General features: G+C 70.4%; 16 protein-coding genes. 7 read left to right on the top strand and 9 right to left on the bottom strand.

Annotated features, from left to right (window positions below; genetic code table 11):
* Window positions 1-66 precede the first annotated feature (66 nt).
* The 5 genes from KEC57_RS12015 to KEC57_RS12035 all read right to left on the bottom strand — a co-directional run bounded on the left by KEC57_RS12015 (window position 67) and on the right by KEC57_RS12035 (window position 7,231).
* Window positions 67-2,850, bottom strand: a complete 2,784-nt coding sequence (locus tag KEC57_RS12015; RefSeq protein ID WP_229384849.1) for a molybdopterin-dependent oxidoreductase — start codon at window positions 2,848-2,850, stop codon at window positions 67-69.
* On the bottom strand, window positions 2,847-3,686 hold the full coding sequence (locus KEC57_RS12020) for an FAD binding domain-containing protein (protein WP_229384850.1): 840 nt from the start codon (window positions 3,684-3,686) through the stop codon (window positions 2,847-2,849). The genes KEC57_RS12015 and KEC57_RS12020 overlap by 4 nt, the downstream gene beginning before the upstream one ends.
* A 136-nt stretch (window positions 3,687-3,822) precedes the next feature.
* Window positions 3,823-4,461: a pyridoxamine 5'-phosphate oxidase family protein gene (locus KEC57_RS12025; protein WP_229384851.1), complete on the bottom strand. Its 639-nt coding sequence runs from the start codon at window positions 4,459-4,461 to the stop codon at window positions 3,823-3,825.
* Between the two features lie 92 nt (window positions 4,462-4,553).
* Window positions 4,554-5,912: an 8-oxoguanine deaminase gene (locus KEC57_RS12030; RefSeq protein WP_229384852.1), complete on the bottom strand. Its 1,359-nt coding sequence runs from the start codon at window positions 5,910-5,912 to the stop codon at window positions 4,554-4,556.
* On the bottom strand, window positions 5,909-7,231 hold the full coding sequence (locus KEC57_RS12035; RefSeq protein ID WP_229384853.1) for an XdhC family protein: 1,323 nt from the start codon (window positions 7,229-7,231) through the stop codon (window positions 5,909-5,911). Before KEC57_RS12035 ends, KEC57_RS12030 begins: the two co-directional genes overlap by 4 nt.
* A gap of 96 nt (window positions 7,232-7,327) precedes the next feature.
* On the opposite strand from KEC57_RS12035, the gene KEC57_RS12040 reads away from it, so the two are divergent.
* The gene (locus tag KEC57_RS12040; protein WP_229384854.1) at window positions 7,328-7,888 is read left to right on the top strand and encodes a nucleotidyltransferase family protein; all 561 of its coding nucleotides are present in this window, start codon (window positions 7,328-7,330) and stop codon (window positions 7,886-7,888) included.
* A gap of 197 nt (window positions 7,889-8,085) precedes the next feature.
* On the opposite strand, the gene KEC57_RS12045 is transcribed toward KEC57_RS12040, so the two are convergent.
* Window positions 8,086-8,997, bottom strand: a complete 912-nt coding sequence (locus tag KEC57_RS12045; RefSeq protein WP_229384943.1) for a 2-hydroxyacid dehydrogenase — start codon at window positions 8,995-8,997, stop codon at window positions 8,086-8,088.
* Between the two features lie 115 nt (window positions 8,998-9,112).
* On the opposite strand from KEC57_RS12045, the gene KEC57_RS12050 reads away from it, so the two are divergent.
* Window positions 9,113-9,544, top strand: a complete 432-nt coding sequence (locus tag KEC57_RS12050; protein WP_229384855.1) for a DUF1761 domain-containing protein — start codon at window positions 9,113-9,115, stop codon at window positions 9,542-9,544.
* Window positions 9,545-9,560: 16 nt separating this feature from the next.
* Here the strand turns inward: KEC57_RS12050 and purQ are convergent, their stop codons facing one another.
* A complete protein-coding gene (purQ, locus tag KEC57_RS12055; protein WP_229384856.1) occupies window positions 9,561-10,268 on the bottom strand; it encodes a phosphoribosylformylglycinamidine synthase subunit PurQ in 708 nt (235 codons plus the stop codon).
* Window positions 10,265-10,513, bottom strand: a complete 249-nt coding sequence (gene purS, locus KEC57_RS12060) for a phosphoribosylformylglycinamidine synthase subunit PurS (protein ID WP_229384857.1) — start codon at window positions 10,511-10,513, stop codon at window positions 10,265-10,267. The genes purQ and purS overlap by 4 nt, the downstream gene beginning before the upstream one ends.
* A gap of 255 nt (window positions 10,514-10,768) precedes the next feature.
* Here purS and KEC57_RS12065 point away from each other — a divergent pair, with 255 nt between their 5' ends.
* From KEC57_RS12065 to KEC57_RS12085, 5 genes are all read left to right on the top strand, one after another.
* On the top strand, window positions 10,769-12,043 hold the full coding sequence (locus KEC57_RS12065; protein ID WP_229384858.1) for an ABC transporter substrate-binding protein: 1,275 nt from the start codon (window positions 10,769-10,771) through the stop codon (window positions 12,041-12,043).
* Between the two features lie 132 nt (window positions 12,044-12,175).
* A complete protein-coding gene (locus KEC57_RS12070) occupies window positions 12,176-13,204 on the top strand; it encodes a carbohydrate ABC transporter permease (RefSeq protein WP_229384859.1) in 1,029 nt (342 codons plus the stop codon).
* The gene (locus KEC57_RS12075; RefSeq protein ID WP_229384860.1) at window positions 13,201-14,109 is read left to right on the top strand and encodes a carbohydrate ABC transporter permease; all 909 of its coding nucleotides are present in this window, start codon (window positions 13,201-13,203) and stop codon (window positions 14,107-14,109) included. Before KEC57_RS12070 ends, KEC57_RS12075 begins: the two co-directional genes overlap by 4 nt.
* A 43-nt stretch (window positions 14,110-14,152) precedes the next feature.
* Window positions 14,153-15,622 carry a glycoside hydrolase family 1 protein gene (locus tag KEC57_RS12080; RefSeq protein ID WP_229384861.1) on the top strand — a complete coding sequence of 490 codons (1,470 nt, stop codon included), beginning with the start codon at window positions 14,153-14,155 and terminating at the stop codon, window positions 15,620-15,622.
* A gap of 55 nt (window positions 15,623-15,677) precedes the next feature.
* On the top strand, window positions 15,678-16,691 hold the full coding sequence (locus KEC57_RS12085) for a LacI family DNA-binding transcriptional regulator (RefSeq protein ID WP_229384862.1): 1,014 nt from the start codon (window positions 15,678-15,680) through the stop codon (window positions 16,689-16,691).
* Window positions 16,692-16,742: 51 nt separating this feature from the next.
* On the opposite strand, the gene KEC57_RS12090 is transcribed toward KEC57_RS12085, so the two are convergent.
* Window positions 16,743-17,624 (bottom strand): VOC family protein, encoded by an 882-nt coding sequence (locus KEC57_RS12090; protein WP_229384863.1) that lies wholly within the window; start codon window positions 17,622-17,624, stop codon window positions 16,743-16,745.
* Window positions 17,625-17,873 lie beyond the last annotated feature (249 nt).

Here is a 17,873-nt window from a genome sequence, read left to right on the forward strand (position 1 = left end):
CGAGGTTTCGCCGCGTGCGCCCTGGTGTTTCAGGGGTGTGACGACCCCGTCCCACCCCGCCGCGTGTCAGACGAGAGTGGATGCCGCCAGCGTGGGCGTGGCATCCGCTCGATGCTCCTGGACGAGCCGCCACACCCGCTCGCGCGTGAACGGCTGCTGGTACGGGCGGCTTCCCACGGCGCGGGCGATTGCGTTGCCGACGGCCGCGGCGACCGGGTTGTAGGGGGACTCGCTCATCGACTTGGCGCCGAACGGCCCGACCGAGTCGTGGGTGTCGGCCAGCAGCACCTCGGTGTGGGGGATGTCGGCGAACTGCGGCACCCGGTACATGCGGAAGACGGGGTTGGCGACCGCGCCGGACTCGTCGATCAGCACCTCTTCGTAGAGCGCGCTGCCGAGCCCCTGGGCGGCTCCGCCCTCGATCTGACCGCGGCACTGGGCGGGGTTCATGACATAGCCGGCATCGGCGGACTGCACCGACTGCAGCACCCTGACCGACCCGGTCTCGGGGTCGACGGCGACGCGTACGGCGTGCACGTTGAACGACAGGCTGCGCTCGTCGCCGTGCTCGCTGCCGGTGCCGATGATGCCTTCGAGGGCGCGATGCGCAGGGACGGCGGCGCGCACGAGGTCGGAGTACGAGACGAGCCGGGTTCCGGCCTGGACTCCGCCCGCGGCGAGGTGCGCGGCATCCGCTCCCGTCATGCGCCGCGCCGTCTCGAGCATGCGCTCCTTGAGCTGAAGGCACGCGGCCGTCAGGGCCTTTCCGGCCCCGGTGACTCCCGCCGAGGCGAACGCGCCGGTGTCGTGCGCGACGAGGTCGGTGTCGGATGCGCGCAGCGCGATGCGATCTTCGGATGCCTCGAGCACGGTGGCGGCGATCTGGCGCAGCACGGTGCTCGTGCCGTTGCCGAATTCGGCGGTGCCGACGGACAGGATCACGGTGCCGTCGGTGCGCAGTGTCGCCGCGGCGTGGGAATGGTGCCCGCCCGGCGCCATCGCGGCGATGAACGAGAGCGCCATGCCTTCGCCCACCAGCCATCCGTCGGGGGCGGTGACGCCGTTGCCGCGACGCAGTGCGCCCTGCGCGAGATCGAGGCACTGATCGAGGCCGTAGCTGCCCCACACCAGGTCTTCGTCGTGCTCGTCGTGCACCGTGAGGAGCGGGTCTCCTTCGCGGACCGCGTTGATGCGGCGGAGATCGAACGGGTCGATGCCGAGGCGCTCGGCCAGCATGTCCAGGGCCGACTCGACTCCGAGGATCACCTGCCCGAGCCCGTACCCGCGGAACGCGCCCGACGGCACGTTGTTCGTGTACGCGACCTCGGCGTCGACGCGCTTGACGGGGCAGCGATAGACGTTGATCGATTCGGCGCAGCCGTGGAACATCACGCCGATGCCGTGGTTGCCGTACGCCCCGGTGTCGCTCAGCACGTCGAGCTTCATCGCGGTGAGCACGCCGTCGGGGGTGGCGCCGAGGGTCACGCCGACCCGGAACGGATGCCGGACCGAGGCTCGGCGGAACTCGTCGGCGCGTGCGAACTCGTACGAGACCGCTCTGCCGGTGCGCAACACCGCGAGGGCGACCAGGTCTTCGGTGAACATCTCCTGCTTGCCGCCGAATCCGCCGCCGACGCGTGCCGCGAACACGCGGACGCGCTCGCGCGGCAGCCCGAACAGCTGAGCCAGCTCGTCCCGCACCAGGAACGGCACCTGGGTGCTCGAGCGGATCACGAGACGGCCGTCGTCGTCGAGCCAGCCGATCGCGCCGTGCGTCTCGAGCTGGGCATGCGAGACGCGGGCGGTCTGCCACGTGCCGGCGACCGTGACGGCGCTGGCGGCGAGGGCGGCGTCGACATCGCCGCCGATCCCGTCGTGGAGGGTCGCGAGCACATTGCGGGATGCCTCGGCGACGCGATCGTCGACGGTCCGGTCGGGATGCACCAGCGGTGCGCCGGGGGTGCGGGCCTCTTCCGGGTCGAACACGGCGCGGAGCACCTCGTACTCGACCTCGATCAGCCGGCAGGCCTCGTCGGCGGCCTCGGCGGACTCTGCCACCACCGCAGCGACCCGCTGCCCGACGAACCGGGCGACGTCATCGAGGATGCGGGTGTCGTCGGGGTCGTCCTCGCGATGCTCGTGCCGTGCCGTCGAGAAGCGGCGAGCGGTGACGTTCTCATGCGTGAACACGGCGACGACCCCTGGCACCGCACGCGCCGCAGCGGTGTCGATCGCGACGATCCGCGCGTGCGCGTGCGGCGATCCGACGACGCGCAGCACGAGAGCGTCGGGCACTTCGGTGTCGAACGTGAACGGCTCGAGGCCCTGCACGACGCGCCGCCCGGGCTCGGGGCGCACCGACTGCCCGACGTGTCCGCGGGCGGGTTCGGTCGACGCGGGCCCCGTGGAGCGCACCGGGCCGAGCACCGAGGCCTCGATCGCCTCGCGGATCGGCCGGTAGCCGGTGCACCGGCACAGATTGCCCTTCATGCGCCGGTCGAGGTCGGGGAGGTCGTCGGCGGTCAAGGTGGAGGCGGTCACCGCCATGCCGGCGGTGCAGAACCCGCACTGGAACCCGAAATGCTCCACGAGGGCTTCCTGCACGGGGTGCAGCTCGTCGCCGGGAGCGAGCCCGGCCGCGGTCGTGATCGACACGCCCTCGGCGCGCACCGCCGGGATGATGCACGAGTGCACCGGCACGCCGTCCAACAGCACGCCGCACGCGCCGCAGTCGCCGGCGTCGCAGCCCTTCTTGACCTCGTGGTGGCCGGTCTCGCGCAGCAGCGTCCGCAGGCACTGCCCCGCGCGGGGCTCGGCGTCGATCGGCTCGCCGTTGACGTCGAACCTCATGCCGCGTGCTCCGCTCCGGAGAGCTCGCCGCGGATGCGCTCGGCGAGCACGACACTCACTCCACGGCGCCAGTCCGCCGCGCCCAGCGGGTCGGTGTAGTACCCGGGAGCCCCGTGCACCGCGGTGGCGAGGGTCGCGGCATCCGGAATCTCCGCGAAGCGCAGGACCACCGGCCGCTCGGTCGCCGCCGTCACCGCGAAAACGCTCGCGCCGTCGACGTCGATGCGCCCGGTCACGACCGCGCCCGACCGTCCGTGCTCGGCGAGCGCGATCTTGCGGAGCACCAGTCGCGAGCGGAGGGTGCGCGACGGGATGCCGATCGCCCGCAGCACCTCGCCGCGGTCGAGGGAGTTGCGGCCATTGCCGGTGACGAGCTCCGCAACGGCGAGTGTGCGGGTGCCGCCATCGGGCATCCAGATCTCGGCGACGCCGTCGAGGGCGACGGCGAGGGAGATCATCGCACCCGCCGCGAACGAGCGGCAGACGTTGCCGCCGACAGTGGCGGTGTTCCAGATCTTGAACGATGCGAGCAGCGCGTTGGCGGCCTCGGGAATGACGGATGCCGCAGCCCACTCGTCAGGCACGGTCAGTTCATCGCGTCCCTCGGCCCACGCCACGAGGCGCGCGATCGTGCAGGTCGCGCCGATGCGCAGGCCCTCGCCGGTGATCTCGAGGGCCGGCCAGTCCATGGTCGTCAGATCGACGAACCCGGTGGTGCCCGGCTGGGGCTCGCTCATGAGCCAGGTGCCGCCGGCGAGCAGCGTCTCGCCCGCTGCGAGTCGGAGGTCGCGGCGCTCGTGTGCCCGGCGGTACGAGCTGACGGTGGTGATGTCCATGACCGCCCTCCTTCCGCTGATCCCGGGCGCTGCGGCGTGTGCAGCAGCGCGGGGTCGTAGGCGGGTCAGTCAAGCAAGCCGCGGTTTCGGCGTTGTTTCGCCGCATTGCCGGTGCGCGGCATGTGGGCGCGGGGCTTCAGTCGTTCTGCTCGCGGTGCGGATCGATGGGGATGCTGTCTGTCGTGGGGCGCGGGGTGTGGTGCGGGATCGGCTGCGGAGGCTCGCCGCGGGAGGCGTGCGGCTCATCCGGCGGGGCTTCGGGTCGCACGTGTCCTTCGAACGCGATCGGCGGGTCGGCACGGCCGGCATTCTTCGGGAAGCGTCGGCCCGCGACCGTGGCGGCGGTGATCTTGATCACGAAGTACTTCGCCGTAGGACTCCATGACTCCAGGCCCCGCACGCCGCTGCGACGGATCTCGTCATCGCTCGTGACCCTGGCGGCGCTGCCGCGGACGACCACGCTCCAGAAGGAGTCGTCGGTCTCGCCGTCCACCTCGAACGCGACCAGCGGATGCTGCGCGATGTGCAGCAGCTTGGCGTCGCGCGCCGTTCGCACGAAGAGCGCGCCCTCGTGGGTCGCGAAGTTCACGGGGAACACGTCGGGCGCTCCGTCCGCGTGGATCACCGCGATCCGGCCGAAGCGCGAATCCTGCAGCAGAGACCAGCACTCGGACGTCTGGAGATGCTCCACGTCCGCGCGGGGCGGAAGCCCTTCGCGGGCATCGTCGGCCGGCGGCGGGGTCTCGTCGTGTTCGGGCGAAGGGGATGCATCCATCTCGTCCTCGTTTCCTCCCTTCGGTCATACCCCCGACGGGCGCGAATGAGAAGTACCCCGGTGGAGCCGGGGCCGACGGACGAGGCGTCCCGTCAGAGCCGCTCTGCGAGCTCCCGAGACGCGCGTGCCACACCGCGGGCGATCCCGTCCTCGTCGGCGCTCGTGAGGCGGGCATCCTCCACGATCGCCCGGCCGCCGACGAAGAGGCGCTTGAGAGGTGGCAGCGCTCCGAGCCCGAGGGCCGCGACCGGGTCGAGGATTCCGGCGTGCTCGACCCGGTCGACCTGCCACACCGCGATGTCGGCGAGCTTGCCGGGCTCGAGCGAGCCGATCTCGTCGTGACGGCCGAGCACCCGCGCGCCGCCCATCGTCGCGATCCGCAGTCCGTCGCGGACGCTCATCGACTCGGAGCCCGTGCGCAGCCGGTTCATCAGCACCGATTCGCGGATCTCGACCCCGAGCTGACCGGACTCGTTCGACGCCGAGCCGTCGACACCGAGCCCCACCGGGACGCCGGCATCGAGCAGTGCGCGCACCGGAGCGATGCCGGCCGCGAGCCGCGCGTTCGACGACGGGCAGTGCGCGACACCCGTGCCGGTCGCGGCGTAACGGGCGATCGCGGTCTCGTCCAGGTGCACGCCGTGCGCCATCCACACGTCGTCGCCGAGCCAGCCGAGGTCTTCGAGGTACTGCGTGGGGGATTTGCCGAATTGCTCCGCGCAGTACGCGTCCTCTTCGACCGTCTCGGATGCGTGCGTGTGCAGCCGCACGTCGAGCGAGCGTGCCAGCACGGCTGCCTCGCGGAGCAGGTCGGCCGTCACCGAGAACGGCGAGCACGGCGCGATCGCGATGCGAACCATCGCGTCGAACGAGGGGTCGTGATACCGCTCGACCGCCTCCTGCGACGCCTTCAGCGCCGCATCCGTCGTCTCCACGGCGAAGTCCGGCGGCAGGCCGCCTTGCGACTGCCCGAGATCCATCGACCCGCGCGTCGCGTGCAGGCGAACGCCGACGGTCGACGCCGACTCGACCAGCGCGCCGACGATATCGCCGGATCCGCGCGGGAAGACGTAGTGGTGATCGCCGACCGTGGTGCAGCCGGACCGCGCGAGCACCGCCATCCCGCCCGCGGCACCCGCACCGGTGAGACCCGCGTCGATGCGTGCCCACAGCGGATACAGCGCCGTGAGCCAGTCGAACAGGATCGAGTCCTGCGCGTACCCGCGCGTCAGCCACTGGTACAGGTGATGGTGGGTGTTGATGAGCCCGGGGGTCACGAGGCATCCGCGGGCGTCGACGATCTCAGCGCCCTCGCGCAGGGGGTCGGGCGCGCGCCCCGCGCCGACCGCCGAGATCCGGCCGCCGTCGACCACGACGTGGCCGGTCGGATACTCCGTGCTCGCGGCGTCGACGGTGGCGATGTGCGCGTTCTCGATGATGGTGCGGGTCATGGTGCTCCTGTGGGAAGGGGGATGCCGCACGCGACGCGCGGCGCGCTCGCTGACGACGTGTCGGCGGCGGTGCCGGAGACGGGCGCGCGGCGGTGCAGCGGACCGGTGCGTTCGCGCAGGGGTAGGGCCGACCCGCCATGACGGGCCGCCACGATCTCGGCCAGCACCGAGATCGCGGTCTCGTCGGGCGTCGCCCCACCCAGGTCGAGGCCGAGGGGTGAATGGATGCGCGCGATGTCGGACTCCGCGATCCCCCGTTCGCGGAGCAGCTCGGCGCGGCGCGTGACCGTGGCCCGCGCGCCCATGGCCCCGACGAAGCCGACTCGCAACCGCAGTGCGGCCGCGAGAGCGGGCACGTCGAGACGCTCGTCGTGCGTCAGGACGCACACGGCCGAGCGCCCGTCGAGCGCGTCCTGATCGATCGCCGCCAGGTACTCGTCCGGAAGACCCGCGATCAACGAGACCGCTCCCGGGAACCGCACGGGCGTGACGAGGGTTTCCCACACGTCGCACACGCTGACCGCGAACCCCGCGGCGGTGGCGACCCTGCAGAGGGCGGCGGCATGCTCACCGGCGCCGACGATCAGCAGCCTCGGCATCGGGGCATGCGAGAGCACGAGGACATCGGCGCCTTCGACCGCGGCCGGGAGCACGGCGGTTTCACGGTGCGCGATGAGGGCGTCGAGCTCCGCGAGGGGAACGCCGGGGCGGGAGGGAGTGCGCCCCGCAGCCGCAGCCGCAGCCGCAGCCGCAGCGGCCGAGCCGCGTCCGTCGCGCGCGGTGGCGTTCGAGTCGGCTTCACGGAGGGTGTTGTCGGAGGGGGCGGGGGGCTCGGCGACCGCTGCATGGAGGGCGTCTTGGTCGAGCACGGCGGCAGCCTTCGCGACCGCTGCGCGCAGGGCGACTTCGTCGAGCACGCGGCCCGCCGATGCTCCGCCGAGCACGATCCCGACGGTGGCCCCGCGCCCCGCCGCAGCGGCATCGAGCGCCGCGATCACGGCCGCGTCGGGCGTCACGCGGTAGGCGACGACGTCGACGCTTCCGCCGCAGGCGAGTCCGGCGGCGTGGGCGGCATCATCCGAGAATCCGAGCCGAGCGGTCAGAGGTGCGCCCCCGACGCGTGCGCTGTGCGCCAGCACGACCGCATCGCCTTCGACGCAGCCTCCCGAGATCGATCCGAGCACCCGTCCGTCGGCCGTCACCGCCATGGTCGCTCCCGCGCCGCGCGGGGCGCTGCGCGCGACGCGCGCGACGGTCACCGCCGCGACAGCGGTCGCGCTCCGCAGCAGAGGCAGCAGTTCAGCAGCGAGCTCGAGCATGCGCACACGCTAGGCGCGTCGTGTTTCGCGCGGACTACGCTCAGGAAACGTCGACGGCTCGGCCGCGGCATCCTGTTCCCGGAGGGGGTCGTTCACGTGGGGATCTGCGGGATCGTGCTCGCGGCCGGCGCCGGAACCCGCTACGGGGCGCCCAAGGGAGTGACGCGCGGCGCCGACGGCGAGCCCTGGGTCGCGCGATCCGTGCGCACTCTGCAGGCCGGGGGCTGCGACGACGTGCTCGTGGTCGTCGGCGCACGAGCGGCCGAAGTGACGGCACTCATTCCCGACGGGATCGGCACGGTGGTGGCCGCCGACTGGTCCGATGGGCTGTCGGCGTCGCTGCGGGCGGGTCTCCGCGCCGCGTCGATGCTCGGGTGCGACGCCGCGGTCGTCATGCCCGTGGATACTCCGGATGCCGCACCCGCCGCCATCACCCGGGTCATCGCTGCGCTCGGAACCGACCCCGTGCACGCACTCGCGCAGGCGGTCTACGGCGGCGAGCCGGGGCATCCCGTCGCCCTGGGGGCAGCCCATCTCGCCCCCGCCGCGGAGTCGCTCTCGGGCGATCGCGGGGCGCGCGCGTACCTGATCGCCCACGACGCCCTCGAGATCGAGTGCGCCGATCTGTGGTCGGGCGCCGACATCGACACCCGCTGACCGCCCCGCGCCGCCCGCGCCCGCCGAGTCCGCGCCTGCATGCTGACTGCCGCGCGCTTCGAGTGCTGCATCTTCCTGCGAGTGCTGCGTCGGGCGACGCAGCACTCGCAGGGAACTGCAGCAGTGGAGGAGGAGACCGGTGGGGTGTGGTGCTGCTACCCGCGGGGTGGGCGCTGCTCGACGCGTCGCGGGGGAGGCTAGGGGACCGGTACCGGCAGAACGACGTTGAGCGGCGGCTCGCCGGCGGCCATGCGCTCGATCTGGGCGCGCACGAGCCGGGCGATGCGAGGCTGCATGGCGCTGGAGGCTCCGCCGACGTGCGGCGAGATCAGCACGCCCGGCAGGCTCCAGAGCGGATGCCCTTCGGGCAGCGGCTCGGGTTCGGTCACGTCGAGCGCCGCGCGGATGCGTCCGCGCCGCACGTGGTCGACGAGGGCGTCGGTGTCGACGAGCGTGCCGCGTCCGACGTTGACGATCAGCGCGCCGTCGGGCAGTGCGGACAGGAACGCGTCGTCGACGAGCCCTCGCGTCGCGTCGCCTCCGGGAAGGGTGAGGATCACGATGTCGGCGTGGGGCAGCAGGTCGGGCAGTTCGTCGACGCCGTGCACGTGGACCTGTGCTGACCCCGGCGTCCCGTCTTCGTCGCGTGCTCGCGACGCGACCGGCGTGAGCTGCACCTCGAAGCCCGCAAGACGTGCGGCCACCGCCTTGCCGACGCCGCCGTAGCCGAGCAGCAGCACGCGCCGGTCGGCGAGGCTCTGCGAGAACACCGGCGCCCACCGGCCCGCTGCGGTATCGACGGCGAATGCGTCGAGGTGGCGCTGCGCGGCGATGGCGAGGCCGACGGCGAGCTCGGCGGTGGATGTCTCGTGCACCGACGCCGCGTTGGCGAAGACCAGACCGGACGGCAGCACCTGCGCGACGCCGTCGTATCCGATCGACTGGCCCTGCACGAGCCCCACCGGCACGTTCTCGAGACGCGCGAGCACGCGTGACATCGACATGTAGGGCGGCACCACGATGTCGAACCGGTCCCGGGGAGCCGCGGCATCCATCGGCCACACCACCACCTCGACACCGTCGGGAAGGGGGCCGAGATCGGCGGCCATGTGCTCGGTGGGGACGGAGACGACGAGATTCCGGATGCCGCTGCTGCTCACGTCTTCCACGCTATCGGGGCTCGTGAGGAATAGAGTTCGGGCAAACCGGACAGAGGAGGCGGACGTGGTCCCCGAGATCAACTACTGGGCAGTGCTGCTGGCGACCGCATCGAGCATGGTGGTGGGCTCGATCTGGTACACGCCGAAGGTGTTCGGCACGCGCTGGGCGAAGCTCGCGAACGTCGACATGGATCGCCCCGGCGCCAGCGCCGTCGTGCCGATCGTGGTCACGGTCATCGTGAGCTTCATCACGGCGTGGGTGCTCGCCGGCGCGACCACGATCGCGTGGTACTTCTATGACGGCGGCTACCTGCTCGCGGCGCTGGGCACCGGCGTGATCCTGTGGGCGGGCTTCACGGCCGCGCGGTTCATCACGCACGATGCGTTCGAGGGGCGGCCGTCGTCGCTCACCGTGCTCAACATCGCGCACGAGCTCGTCACCATCGTGATCATGGCGATCATCATCGGGGTGTGGCCGCCCGCCGGGACGGTCTGACGGCGGATGCCGGGGCTCAGGCCGCGGCGCCCACCACTGCGGCGATGGCCGAGGTGAAGAACGGCAGACCGTCGACGCCGGAGCGCATGGCGGCGGCGGTGTCGGGACCGAAGCCCTCTTCGACGGCGTGCTCGGGGTGCGGCATGAGACCGACCACGTTGCCGCGATCATTGGTGATGCCGGCGATGTCGCGCAGCGATCCGTTCGGGTTCACGCCGACGTAGCGGAACGCGACGAGGCCCTCGCCCTCGAGGCGATCGAGCTCGGACTCCGACGCGACGTAACCGCCGTCCGCGTTCTTCAGCGGGATGACGATCTCCTGGCCAGAGGTGAATTCACTGGTCCACGCGGTGTCGTTGTTCTCGACGCGCAGACGCTGGTCGCGGCGGATGAACTGCTGGTGCGCATTGCGGATCAGACCGCCGGGAAGCAGGTGCGCCTCGACCAGCATCTGGAAGCCGTTGCAGATGCCGAGGATCGGCATGCCCTTGGCTGCGGCATCTTTCACCTCGGTCATGATCGGGGCGAGCGCCGCGATCGCTCCGGCCCGCAGGTAGTCGCCGTAGCTGAAGCCGCCGGGCAGCACCAGCGCATCGACGCCGTCGAGATCGTGCGAGCCGTGCCAGAGGGCGACCGGCTCACCGCCGGCGACGCGGATCGCGCGCTGCGCATCGCGGTCGTCGAGTGAGCCGGGGAAGGTGATGACCCCGACGCGGGTCGTCACGCGACCACCTCGACGGAGATGACGTCTTCGATCACCGAGTTCGACAGGATCTCGTCGGCGACCTTGCGAGCGGCCTCGAGGACCTGGTCGTCGACCTCGCCCTCGACGGTGAGCTCGAAGCGCTTGCCGATGCGGACGGACGAGAAGGCGTCGACTCCCAGACGCGAGAGGGCGCCGGTCACGGCCTTCCCCTGCGGGTCCAGCAGCTCGGCCTTGGGCATGACGTCGACGACGATGGTGGGCATGAGACAGCTCCGGATGTCGCGGGAAGGGGTCGCCCCCAGTCTACGGGCCGCGGAGACCGCCGCTTCCCCTGCATCGGGATCTGTCGTGATTCAACCGTGATCAGTTCGTGGGAGCGCTCCCTTGACATTCGTGGGAGCGATCCCATAGCGTTACCCAACAATCCGTGGGAACGCTCCCACGGGTCAGGTCTCGGCACCCGTGAGACCGCATCCTGCAAGACACACACACGACCCTGACAACACAAAGGAGTGACAGTGAATACTCGCGCCTTCCGCAGAAGCGCCGTGGCGGTCGCCGCCTTCTCGGCCTCGGCCATCATCCTCGCCGGCTGTGCCGGCGGTAGCGGCGATGACGACGCCGCCGGCGACGACGGCCAGATCACGCTGACCCTGGCCACCTTCAACGACTTCGGCTACGACGATGAACTCCTCCAGGAGTACATGGACGAGAACCCGGACGTGAAGATCGTCCACAACAAGGCCGCCATCACCGACGACGCCCGCACGAACTTCTTCGCCAAGCTCGGCAAGGAGGGCCTCGCCGACATCGAGGCCGTCGAGGTGGACTGGTTCGCCGAGGCCATGCAGTACTCCGATCTGCTCGCCGAGGTGCCCGACAGCGCCAAGGGCCGCTGGGTGGACTGGAAGGAAGCCGCCGCGACCGACGCCGACGGCCGCCTCGTCGGCTTCGGCACCGACATCGGCCCGCAGGCGGTCTGCTACCGCGCCGACCTGTTCGCCGCTGCCGGCCTCCCCTCCACGCCCGACGAGGTCGCCGGCGCGATCGACGGGGACTGGGACACGTTCTTCGACCTGGCCGACCAGTACAAGGCCGCGACCGGCAAGCCGATGATCGACGCCGCGAACTCGGCGTTCCAGGGCATCATCAACCAGGTCGAGTTCCCGTACGACGAGGCCGACGGCACCGTCGTCGCGACCACCAGCCCCGAGACCAAGGCGGCGTACGAGCTCGTCATCGAGCGCGGCATCCCGAACTCGGCCTATTCGGGCCAGTGGTCCGACGACTGGAACGCCTCGATGGCCAACGGCGAATTCGCCGCGATGCTGTGCCCGCCGTGGATGCTGGGCATCATCTCGGGCAACGCTCCCGAGGTCACCGGCTGGGAGATCGCCAACGCGTTCCCCAACGGCGGCGGCAACTGGGGCGGCTCGTACCTGACCGTTCCGGCCAACGGCAAGAACGTGGACGCAGCCCTCGCGCTCGCCGACTGGCTGACCGCTCCCGAGCAGCAGGAGAAGACCTTCGTCACCGTCGGTGCATTCCCCAGCGCGGTCGACGCGCAGAGCGCGCCGTCCATCACGGACTCGACGAACGAGTACTTCGCCGACGCGCCCACCGGCACGGTCTTCGCGGACCGCTCCGAGGCGATCACCGTCACCCCGTACAAGAGCGCGAACTACTTCAAGTACAACACCGCGCTGCAGGACGCCATCACGCGCGTCTTCGACGGGGTCGAAGACGCGCAGACGTCGTGGGACAACTTCGTCGCCGAAGTCGAAGCGTTCTGACCGGTCACCCCTGACGATCATTTCGCTCGCGCGAACGTGATCTGACGACAGAGGCGGAGTGCGTGCGGGTCCTCCCGGTCCGCACGCACTCCGCATCCACCCCCACCCTCGACACCCGAATCGGAGCCACCGGTGACCTCGACCGCAACCCGCACCACGGCATCCGGGCCGGCCGATCGGCCCACCCCCGAACGCCCCGCACGCGTCCTCTCCTTCTCCCACCGGCTGAGCCGCTGGGACTTGAAGCTCTCGCCCTTCCTCTACATCTCGCCGTTCTTCATCCTGTTCGCGATCGTGGGACTCTTCCCGATCGTCTACACGGCGGTCATCTCGTTCCAGGAATGGGACCTCGTCCGAAACTCCGGCACCTTCGTCGGCTTCGATCAGTACATCTGGATCCTGTCGCAGGCCGACTTCTGGGTGGCCCTGCGCAACACCTTCAGCATCTTCCTGCTGTCGTCGGTGCCGCAGCTCATCCTCGCGCTGTTCATCGCGGCGATGCTCGACCGCAACATCCGCTCCAAGACCTTCTGGCGGATGAGCGTCCTGCTCCCGTACGTCATGGCCCCGGTGGCGGTCGCGCTGATCTTCAGCAACATGTTCGGCGACAACCACGGCCTGGTGAACAACATCCTCACCGACCTCGGCCTGAACCCCATCGCCTGGCACAAGGACCCGTTCTGGAGCCACATCGCCATCGCGACGATGGTCAACTTCCGCTGGACCGGCTACAACGCCCTCATCCTGCTCGCCGCCATGCAGGCCGTGCCCCGTGAGTATTACGAGGCCGCGACCGTCGACGGCGCCAACGCATTCCGCCAGTTCTGGAGCATCACGCTGCCGTCGCTGAAGCCGACGCTCATCTTCGTGATCATCACGTCGACGATCGGCGGGCTGCAGATCTTCGACGAGCCCCGCATGTTCGACCAGACCGGCCGCGGAGGCGCTGCCGGCCAATGGCTGACGATCACGCTGTACCTCTACAACATCGGCTGGGGCGAGTTCAACTTCGGTCGCGCCGCAGCCCTGGCGTGGATCCTCTTCATCATCATCCTGGCGATCGGCCTCATCAACCTCGCCATCACGCGTCGCCTCGTCCGCGACGAGGGCGGTCGCGGAGTCATCCAACGCCGCCGCCGCCGGAAGGGAGCCCCGCAGTGAGCGCCATCAGCACCCCGCCTCTCGCGATCGTCGAGGAGAATCTCCCCAACGCGCGCCGGAGCAATCGCACCACGAAGATCCGCGGCGTCCGCGCCGGCGTCTGGGTATACGTCGGCCTCGGAGTGGTCGTGGTCTCGGCGATCTTCCCCTACTACTGGTCGTTCCTGATCGGCTCGGGCGACTCGACGACCATCAACGATCCGAACATGTCGTGGCTGCCCGGCGGCAACTTCATCGACAACGCGCTCAAGGTCATGAACGACCCCGCCGTGAACTTCTGGCTGGCGCTGTGGAACTCGATCTTCAGCTCCACCGTGATCGCGGCATCCGTCGTCGTCTTCTCGACCCTCGCGGGCTGGGCGTTCGCCAAGCTCCGCTTTCCCGGCGGCAAGGCACTCCTCGCATTCGTGGTGGCGACGATGGCCGTGCCGATGCAGCTCGGAGTCGTTCCTCTCTATCTGCTGTTCTCGGACCTCGGCTGGACCGGGCAGATCGGGGCGATCATCATCCCCGCGCTCACCAGCGCGTTCGGCGTGTTCTGGATGACGCAGTACCTGTCGCAGACCGTGCCGGACGAGCTCATCGAAGCGGCACGTGTGGATGGGGCATCCATGATCCGCACGTTCTGGACTGTCGGCGTCACCGCGGCCCGGCCCGCGGCCGCGATGCTGTTCCTGTTCACCTTCGTGGGCGCGTGGAACCAGTTCTTCTGGCCGTTCATCGTGCTCGACCGGCAGAGCCCGACCCTGCCCGTCGCACTGTCGCTGCTGCAATCCAACTACTTCGTCGACTACTCGATCGTGCTGGCCGGCGTACTGCTCGCGACGATTCCGCTGCTCATCCTGTTCGCCTTCACCGGCAAGCAGCTGGTCAGCGGGATCATGGCCGGCGCGGTGAAGGGCTGATAGACACATGACCACCACCGCACCACGAGAGGACTCTGCCCTCATGACGAACGCGACTTCGCGCAGCTTCCCGTCGAACTTCCTCTTCGGCGCCGCAACGGCGGCCTTCCAGATCGAAGGCGCCGCCCACGAGGACGGCCGCCGCGACTCGATCTGGGACGCGTTCTGCCGCGTCCCGGGCGCCGTCATCAACGGCGACAACGGGGACGTGGCCTGCGATCACTATCACCGGTACGCCGGCGACGTGGCGCTCATGAAAGACATGGGCCTGCAGACGTACCGCTTCTCGACGTCGTGGTCGCGAGTGCGCCCCGACGGCGGCGCGGTCAACGCGCAGGGCGTCGACTTCTACAAGCGCCTGGTCGACGAACTGCTCGGCGCCGACATCCTGCCGTGGCTGACGCTCTACCACTGGGACCTGCCGCAGGCGCTGCAGGAGCAGGGCGGCTGGGCGAACCGCGACACCGCCGAGAAGTTCACCGAGTACGCGCTGAGCATGCACGACGCGCTGGGCGATCGGGTGAACGTCTGGACCACGCTCAACGAGCCGTGGTGCTCGTCGTTCCTCAGCTACACCGCGGGACTGCACGCCCCCGGCCACTACAGCGTCGAGGAGGGCGTGCTCGCCGCGCACCACCTCATGCTCGGCCACGGTCAGGCCGTGCAGGAGCTCCGCGCCCGAGACGAGTCGCTGCAGCTCGGCATCACGCTGAACCTCACCGTCGCCGATCCGGTCGATCCGACCGACCCGGCAGACGTGGACGCCGCGCGCCGGATCGACGGGCAGTTCAACCGGTGGTTCCTCGACCCGATCTTCCGGGGCGAGTACCCGGCGGACGTCGTCGAAGACATCCGGAAGGTGGATGCCGCGGCCATCGACGCGTGGGAGGCCGCGGTGCGCCCCGGCGACCTCGACGTCATCTCGACACGGCTCGACACCATGGGCGTCAACTACTACCACGGCGAGTTCGTCGGCGGTCATGTGCCGGCGGATCCGCCTCGGGCCGGTGATGCGCCCACCGACCGCCCCGGGCGCTCTCCGTTCCCCTCGCACGACGGCATCCACTGGCACGAGCGGGGCCTGCCGCGCACGCCGATGAACTGGGAAGTGCAGCCCGAGGGTCTCACCCGTCTGCTCACCCACGTCTGGGACGAGTATGCGAAGCCGGCGGGGACGGTGCTCTATGTCACCGAGAACGGCGCGGCCTACGACGACGAGCGCGTGGTCGAGGACGGCCGGGTGCGCGTCCACGACGACGAGCGCGCCGACTTCGTCCGCGCGCATCTCGCCGCGATCCTCGATGCGGTCGATGCGGGCGCCGATGTGCGGGGATACTTCTATTGGTCGCTCCTCGACAATTTCGAGTGGGCGTGGGGGTACGAGAAGCGGTTCGGAATCGTGCGCGTCGACTACGACACGCAGGAGCGCACGGTGAAGGACAGCGGACTCGAGTACAGCCGGATCATCGGCTCGAGAGCGCTCGAGCCGGAGACGGCCGCCACCGTCGGCTGACGCTGTTCGTCGGCTGATCGGGCCCGAGCCGCGGCATCCGGAAGAGGGAGCAGGGATGAGCACCGAAGTGATCCGCGCAGCGGTCACGATCGAGGAGGTCGCCGCGGCCGCGGGCGTGTCGCGGTCGACGGTCTCGCGTGTCGTCAACGGTTCCACGGCGGTGAGCCCCGAGGCCCTCGAATCCGTGAAGCGGGCGATCGCCGACCTCAACTACGTGCCGAACCGCGCCGCCCGCTCGCTCGCGAGCCGGCAGACGCACGCGATCGCGCTGATCGTGCCCGAAGACACGACGCGATTCTTCGGCGACCCGTTCTTCGCCGCGATCGTCTCCGGGATCAACGCCCGGCTCGGCCGCTCGGACTACGTGCTCAACCTGTTCATCGCCAGCGACGACCCGGGCGACAAGACCACCAGCTACGTGCGCAGCGGCGCAGTCGACGGCGCCATCGTGGTCTCGCACCACACCAGTGACACGTTCATCGACCGCATCGCGAGCGTCGTGCCGGTGGTCTACGGCGGCCGTCCCGTGCGCGAACGCGAACGCGACTACTACGTCGACGTCGACAACGTGCGCGGAGCCTACGATGCGACGGTGTTCCTCGTCGAGAGCGGACGCAGCCGGATCGCATCGATCACCGGCCCGCGCGACATGCCCGCGGGCGTGGACCGCCTGCGGGGCTTCCGGGATGCGCTCGCCTCCTTCCAGCTCGCTCCCGGCGCGATCGAGGACGGCAACTTCACGGCGGACGGCGGCGCCGACGCGATGCGGCGCATCCTCGAGTCCGGCGATCGGCCCGATGCGGTCTTCGTCGCGAGCGACCTGATGGCACGCGGCGCGCTGACCGTGCTCGCGGCGGCCGGCCTGCGGGTGCCCGAGGACGTCGCGATCATGGGCTTCGACGACTCGCCCGTCGCGACATCCGTGATCCCTCCGCTGACGACGATGCGCCAGCCGTCCTTCGCGCAGGGGGAGCGCATGGCCACGGTGCTGCTCGATCTGCTCGCGGGGCGGCATCCGCGCCACGTCACGATCCTCGAGACGGAACTCGTCGTCCGCGACTCGGTCTGACGCCTGGTCTCGTCGCGGCTCTGGTGTCCGGGCCGCGCTCAGGCCCGCGGCTCAGCCGCGGCCGGGGACCGTGGCGTGCAGGAGGTTCGCCCAGGGGTCGTCGAACGAGAGCGTCCGACCGTCGTCGCGCACCGGGAAGCCGCGGTCGCGCAGACGCTCCGACAGTGCGCCGAGCGCATCGGAGTCGGTGAGCGAGAGGTCGACGCGACCGAGTCCGAGGGCGGGCATCCGAGGCCCTGCTCCGCGAGAGTTCCAGACGTTCATCGCCATGTGGTGGTGGTAGCCGCCCGCGCTGACGAAGACCGCCTGGCTGCCCAAGGACGCCGTCTCGTCGAAGCCGAGCGCATCGACGTAGAAGGCGCGCGCGGTGGCGACGTCGCCCACCGACAGGTGCACGTGACCGACGGATGCCGCATCCTGCGTCGTCTCGCCGGTCTCGGCCCGCTCGGTCAAGTGGTCGCGGAGGAACTCGTTGGGGTCGAGGGAGAGCGTCGCCATCTCGATCTGGCCGTGCGTCCACGACCACTCGGTGCGCGTGCGGTCCCAGTAGAGCTCGATGCCGTTGCCCTCGGGGTCGGTCAGGTAGAAGGCCTGACTCACGAGGTGATCGGCGCTGCCCGTGAAAGTGCCGGGCGCGTGACGGGCGACGCTGTACAGCGCGGCGGCGAGGGCCTCCTGCGTCTCGAAGAGGATCGCGGTGTGGAACAGGCCCGCCGAACCGGCGGTCGCGTGGCGGAGCGCGGGATCGTGGCGGAGCACCACGATCGGCCGGCCGGCGCGACCGAGCGTGACGGTGTCGCCCTCGGCCGACAGCACGGTGAGCGTCACGACATCGCGGTAGAACGCGGTCATCCGATCGAGGTCGCCGACGAGCAGGGTCACCGCACCCATAGAGGTGTCGGCAGCGAGCCGGCCGGGGACTGCTTCATTCATGTGAATACTCAACCCCCGGCATCCGCCGTGAATTCCCGCTGGAAGTCCCCCCGCGCGCGCCCCGGGGATGGGATGCCCCGGGGCGGGTTGTTCACTTCGGGGCGGGAGGATCACGCCCCGAAGTGGTGAATGTGCCCCGGGGCGAATGTGCCCCGGGGCTGCGTGCGCCGGGGCTGCATGCGCCGCGACCCGCGGATGCCGTGCCCCCGGGGCGGGTTGTTCACTTCGGGGCGGGAGGATCACGCCCCG

It is taken from the genome of Microbacterium allomyrinae (assembly GCF_020682705.1).
In the GTDB taxonomy this organism is placed as follows: domain Bacteria; phylum Actinomycetota; class Actinomycetes; order Actinomycetales; family Microbacteriaceae; genus Microbacterium; species Microbacterium allomyrinae.

Excerpts from the sequence above, each read along its gene's own strand:
- KEC57_RS12025 (WP_229384851.1), bottom strand. The coding sequence starts at position 4,461 with ATGGATGCATCCCCTTCGCCCGAACACGACGAGACCCCGCCGCCGGCC.
- purS (WP_229384857.1), bottom strand. The coding sequence starts at position 10,513 with ATGCCCACCATCGTCGTCGACGTCATGCCCAAGGCCGAGCTGCTGGAC.
- KEC57_RS12030 (WP_229384852.1), bottom strand. The coding sequence starts at position 5,912 with ATGACCCGCACCATCATCGAGAACGCGCACATCGCCACCGTCGACGCC.
- KEC57_RS12020 (WP_229384850.1), bottom strand. The coding sequence starts at position 3,686 with ATGGACATCACCACCGTCAGCTCGTACCGCCGGGCACACGAGCGCCGC.
- KEC57_RS12045 (WP_229384943.1), bottom strand. The coding sequence starts at position 8,997 with ATGGCCGCCGATCTCGGCCCCCTTCCCGACGGTGTCGAGGTGGTGGTG.
- KEC57_RS12035 (WP_229384853.1), bottom strand. The coding sequence starts at position 7,231 with ATGCTCGAGCTCGCTGCTGAACTGCTGCCTCTGCTGCGGAGCGCGACC.
- KEC57_RS12085 (WP_229384862.1), top strand. The coding sequence starts at position 15,678 with ATGAGCACCGAAGTGATCCGCGCAGCGGTCACGATCGAGGAGGTCGCC.
- KEC57_RS12080 (WP_229384861.1), top strand. The coding sequence starts at position 14,153 with ATGACGAACGCGACTTCGCGCAGCTTCCCGTCGAACTTCCTCTTCGGC.
- KEC57_RS12015 (WP_229384849.1), bottom strand. The coding sequence starts at position 2,850 with ATGAGGTTCGACGTCAACGGCGAGCCGATCGACGCCGAGCCCCGCGCG.
- KEC57_RS12090 (WP_229384863.1), bottom strand. The coding sequence starts at position 17,624 with ATGAATGAAGCAGTCCCCGGCCGGCTCGCTGCCGACACCTCTATGGGT.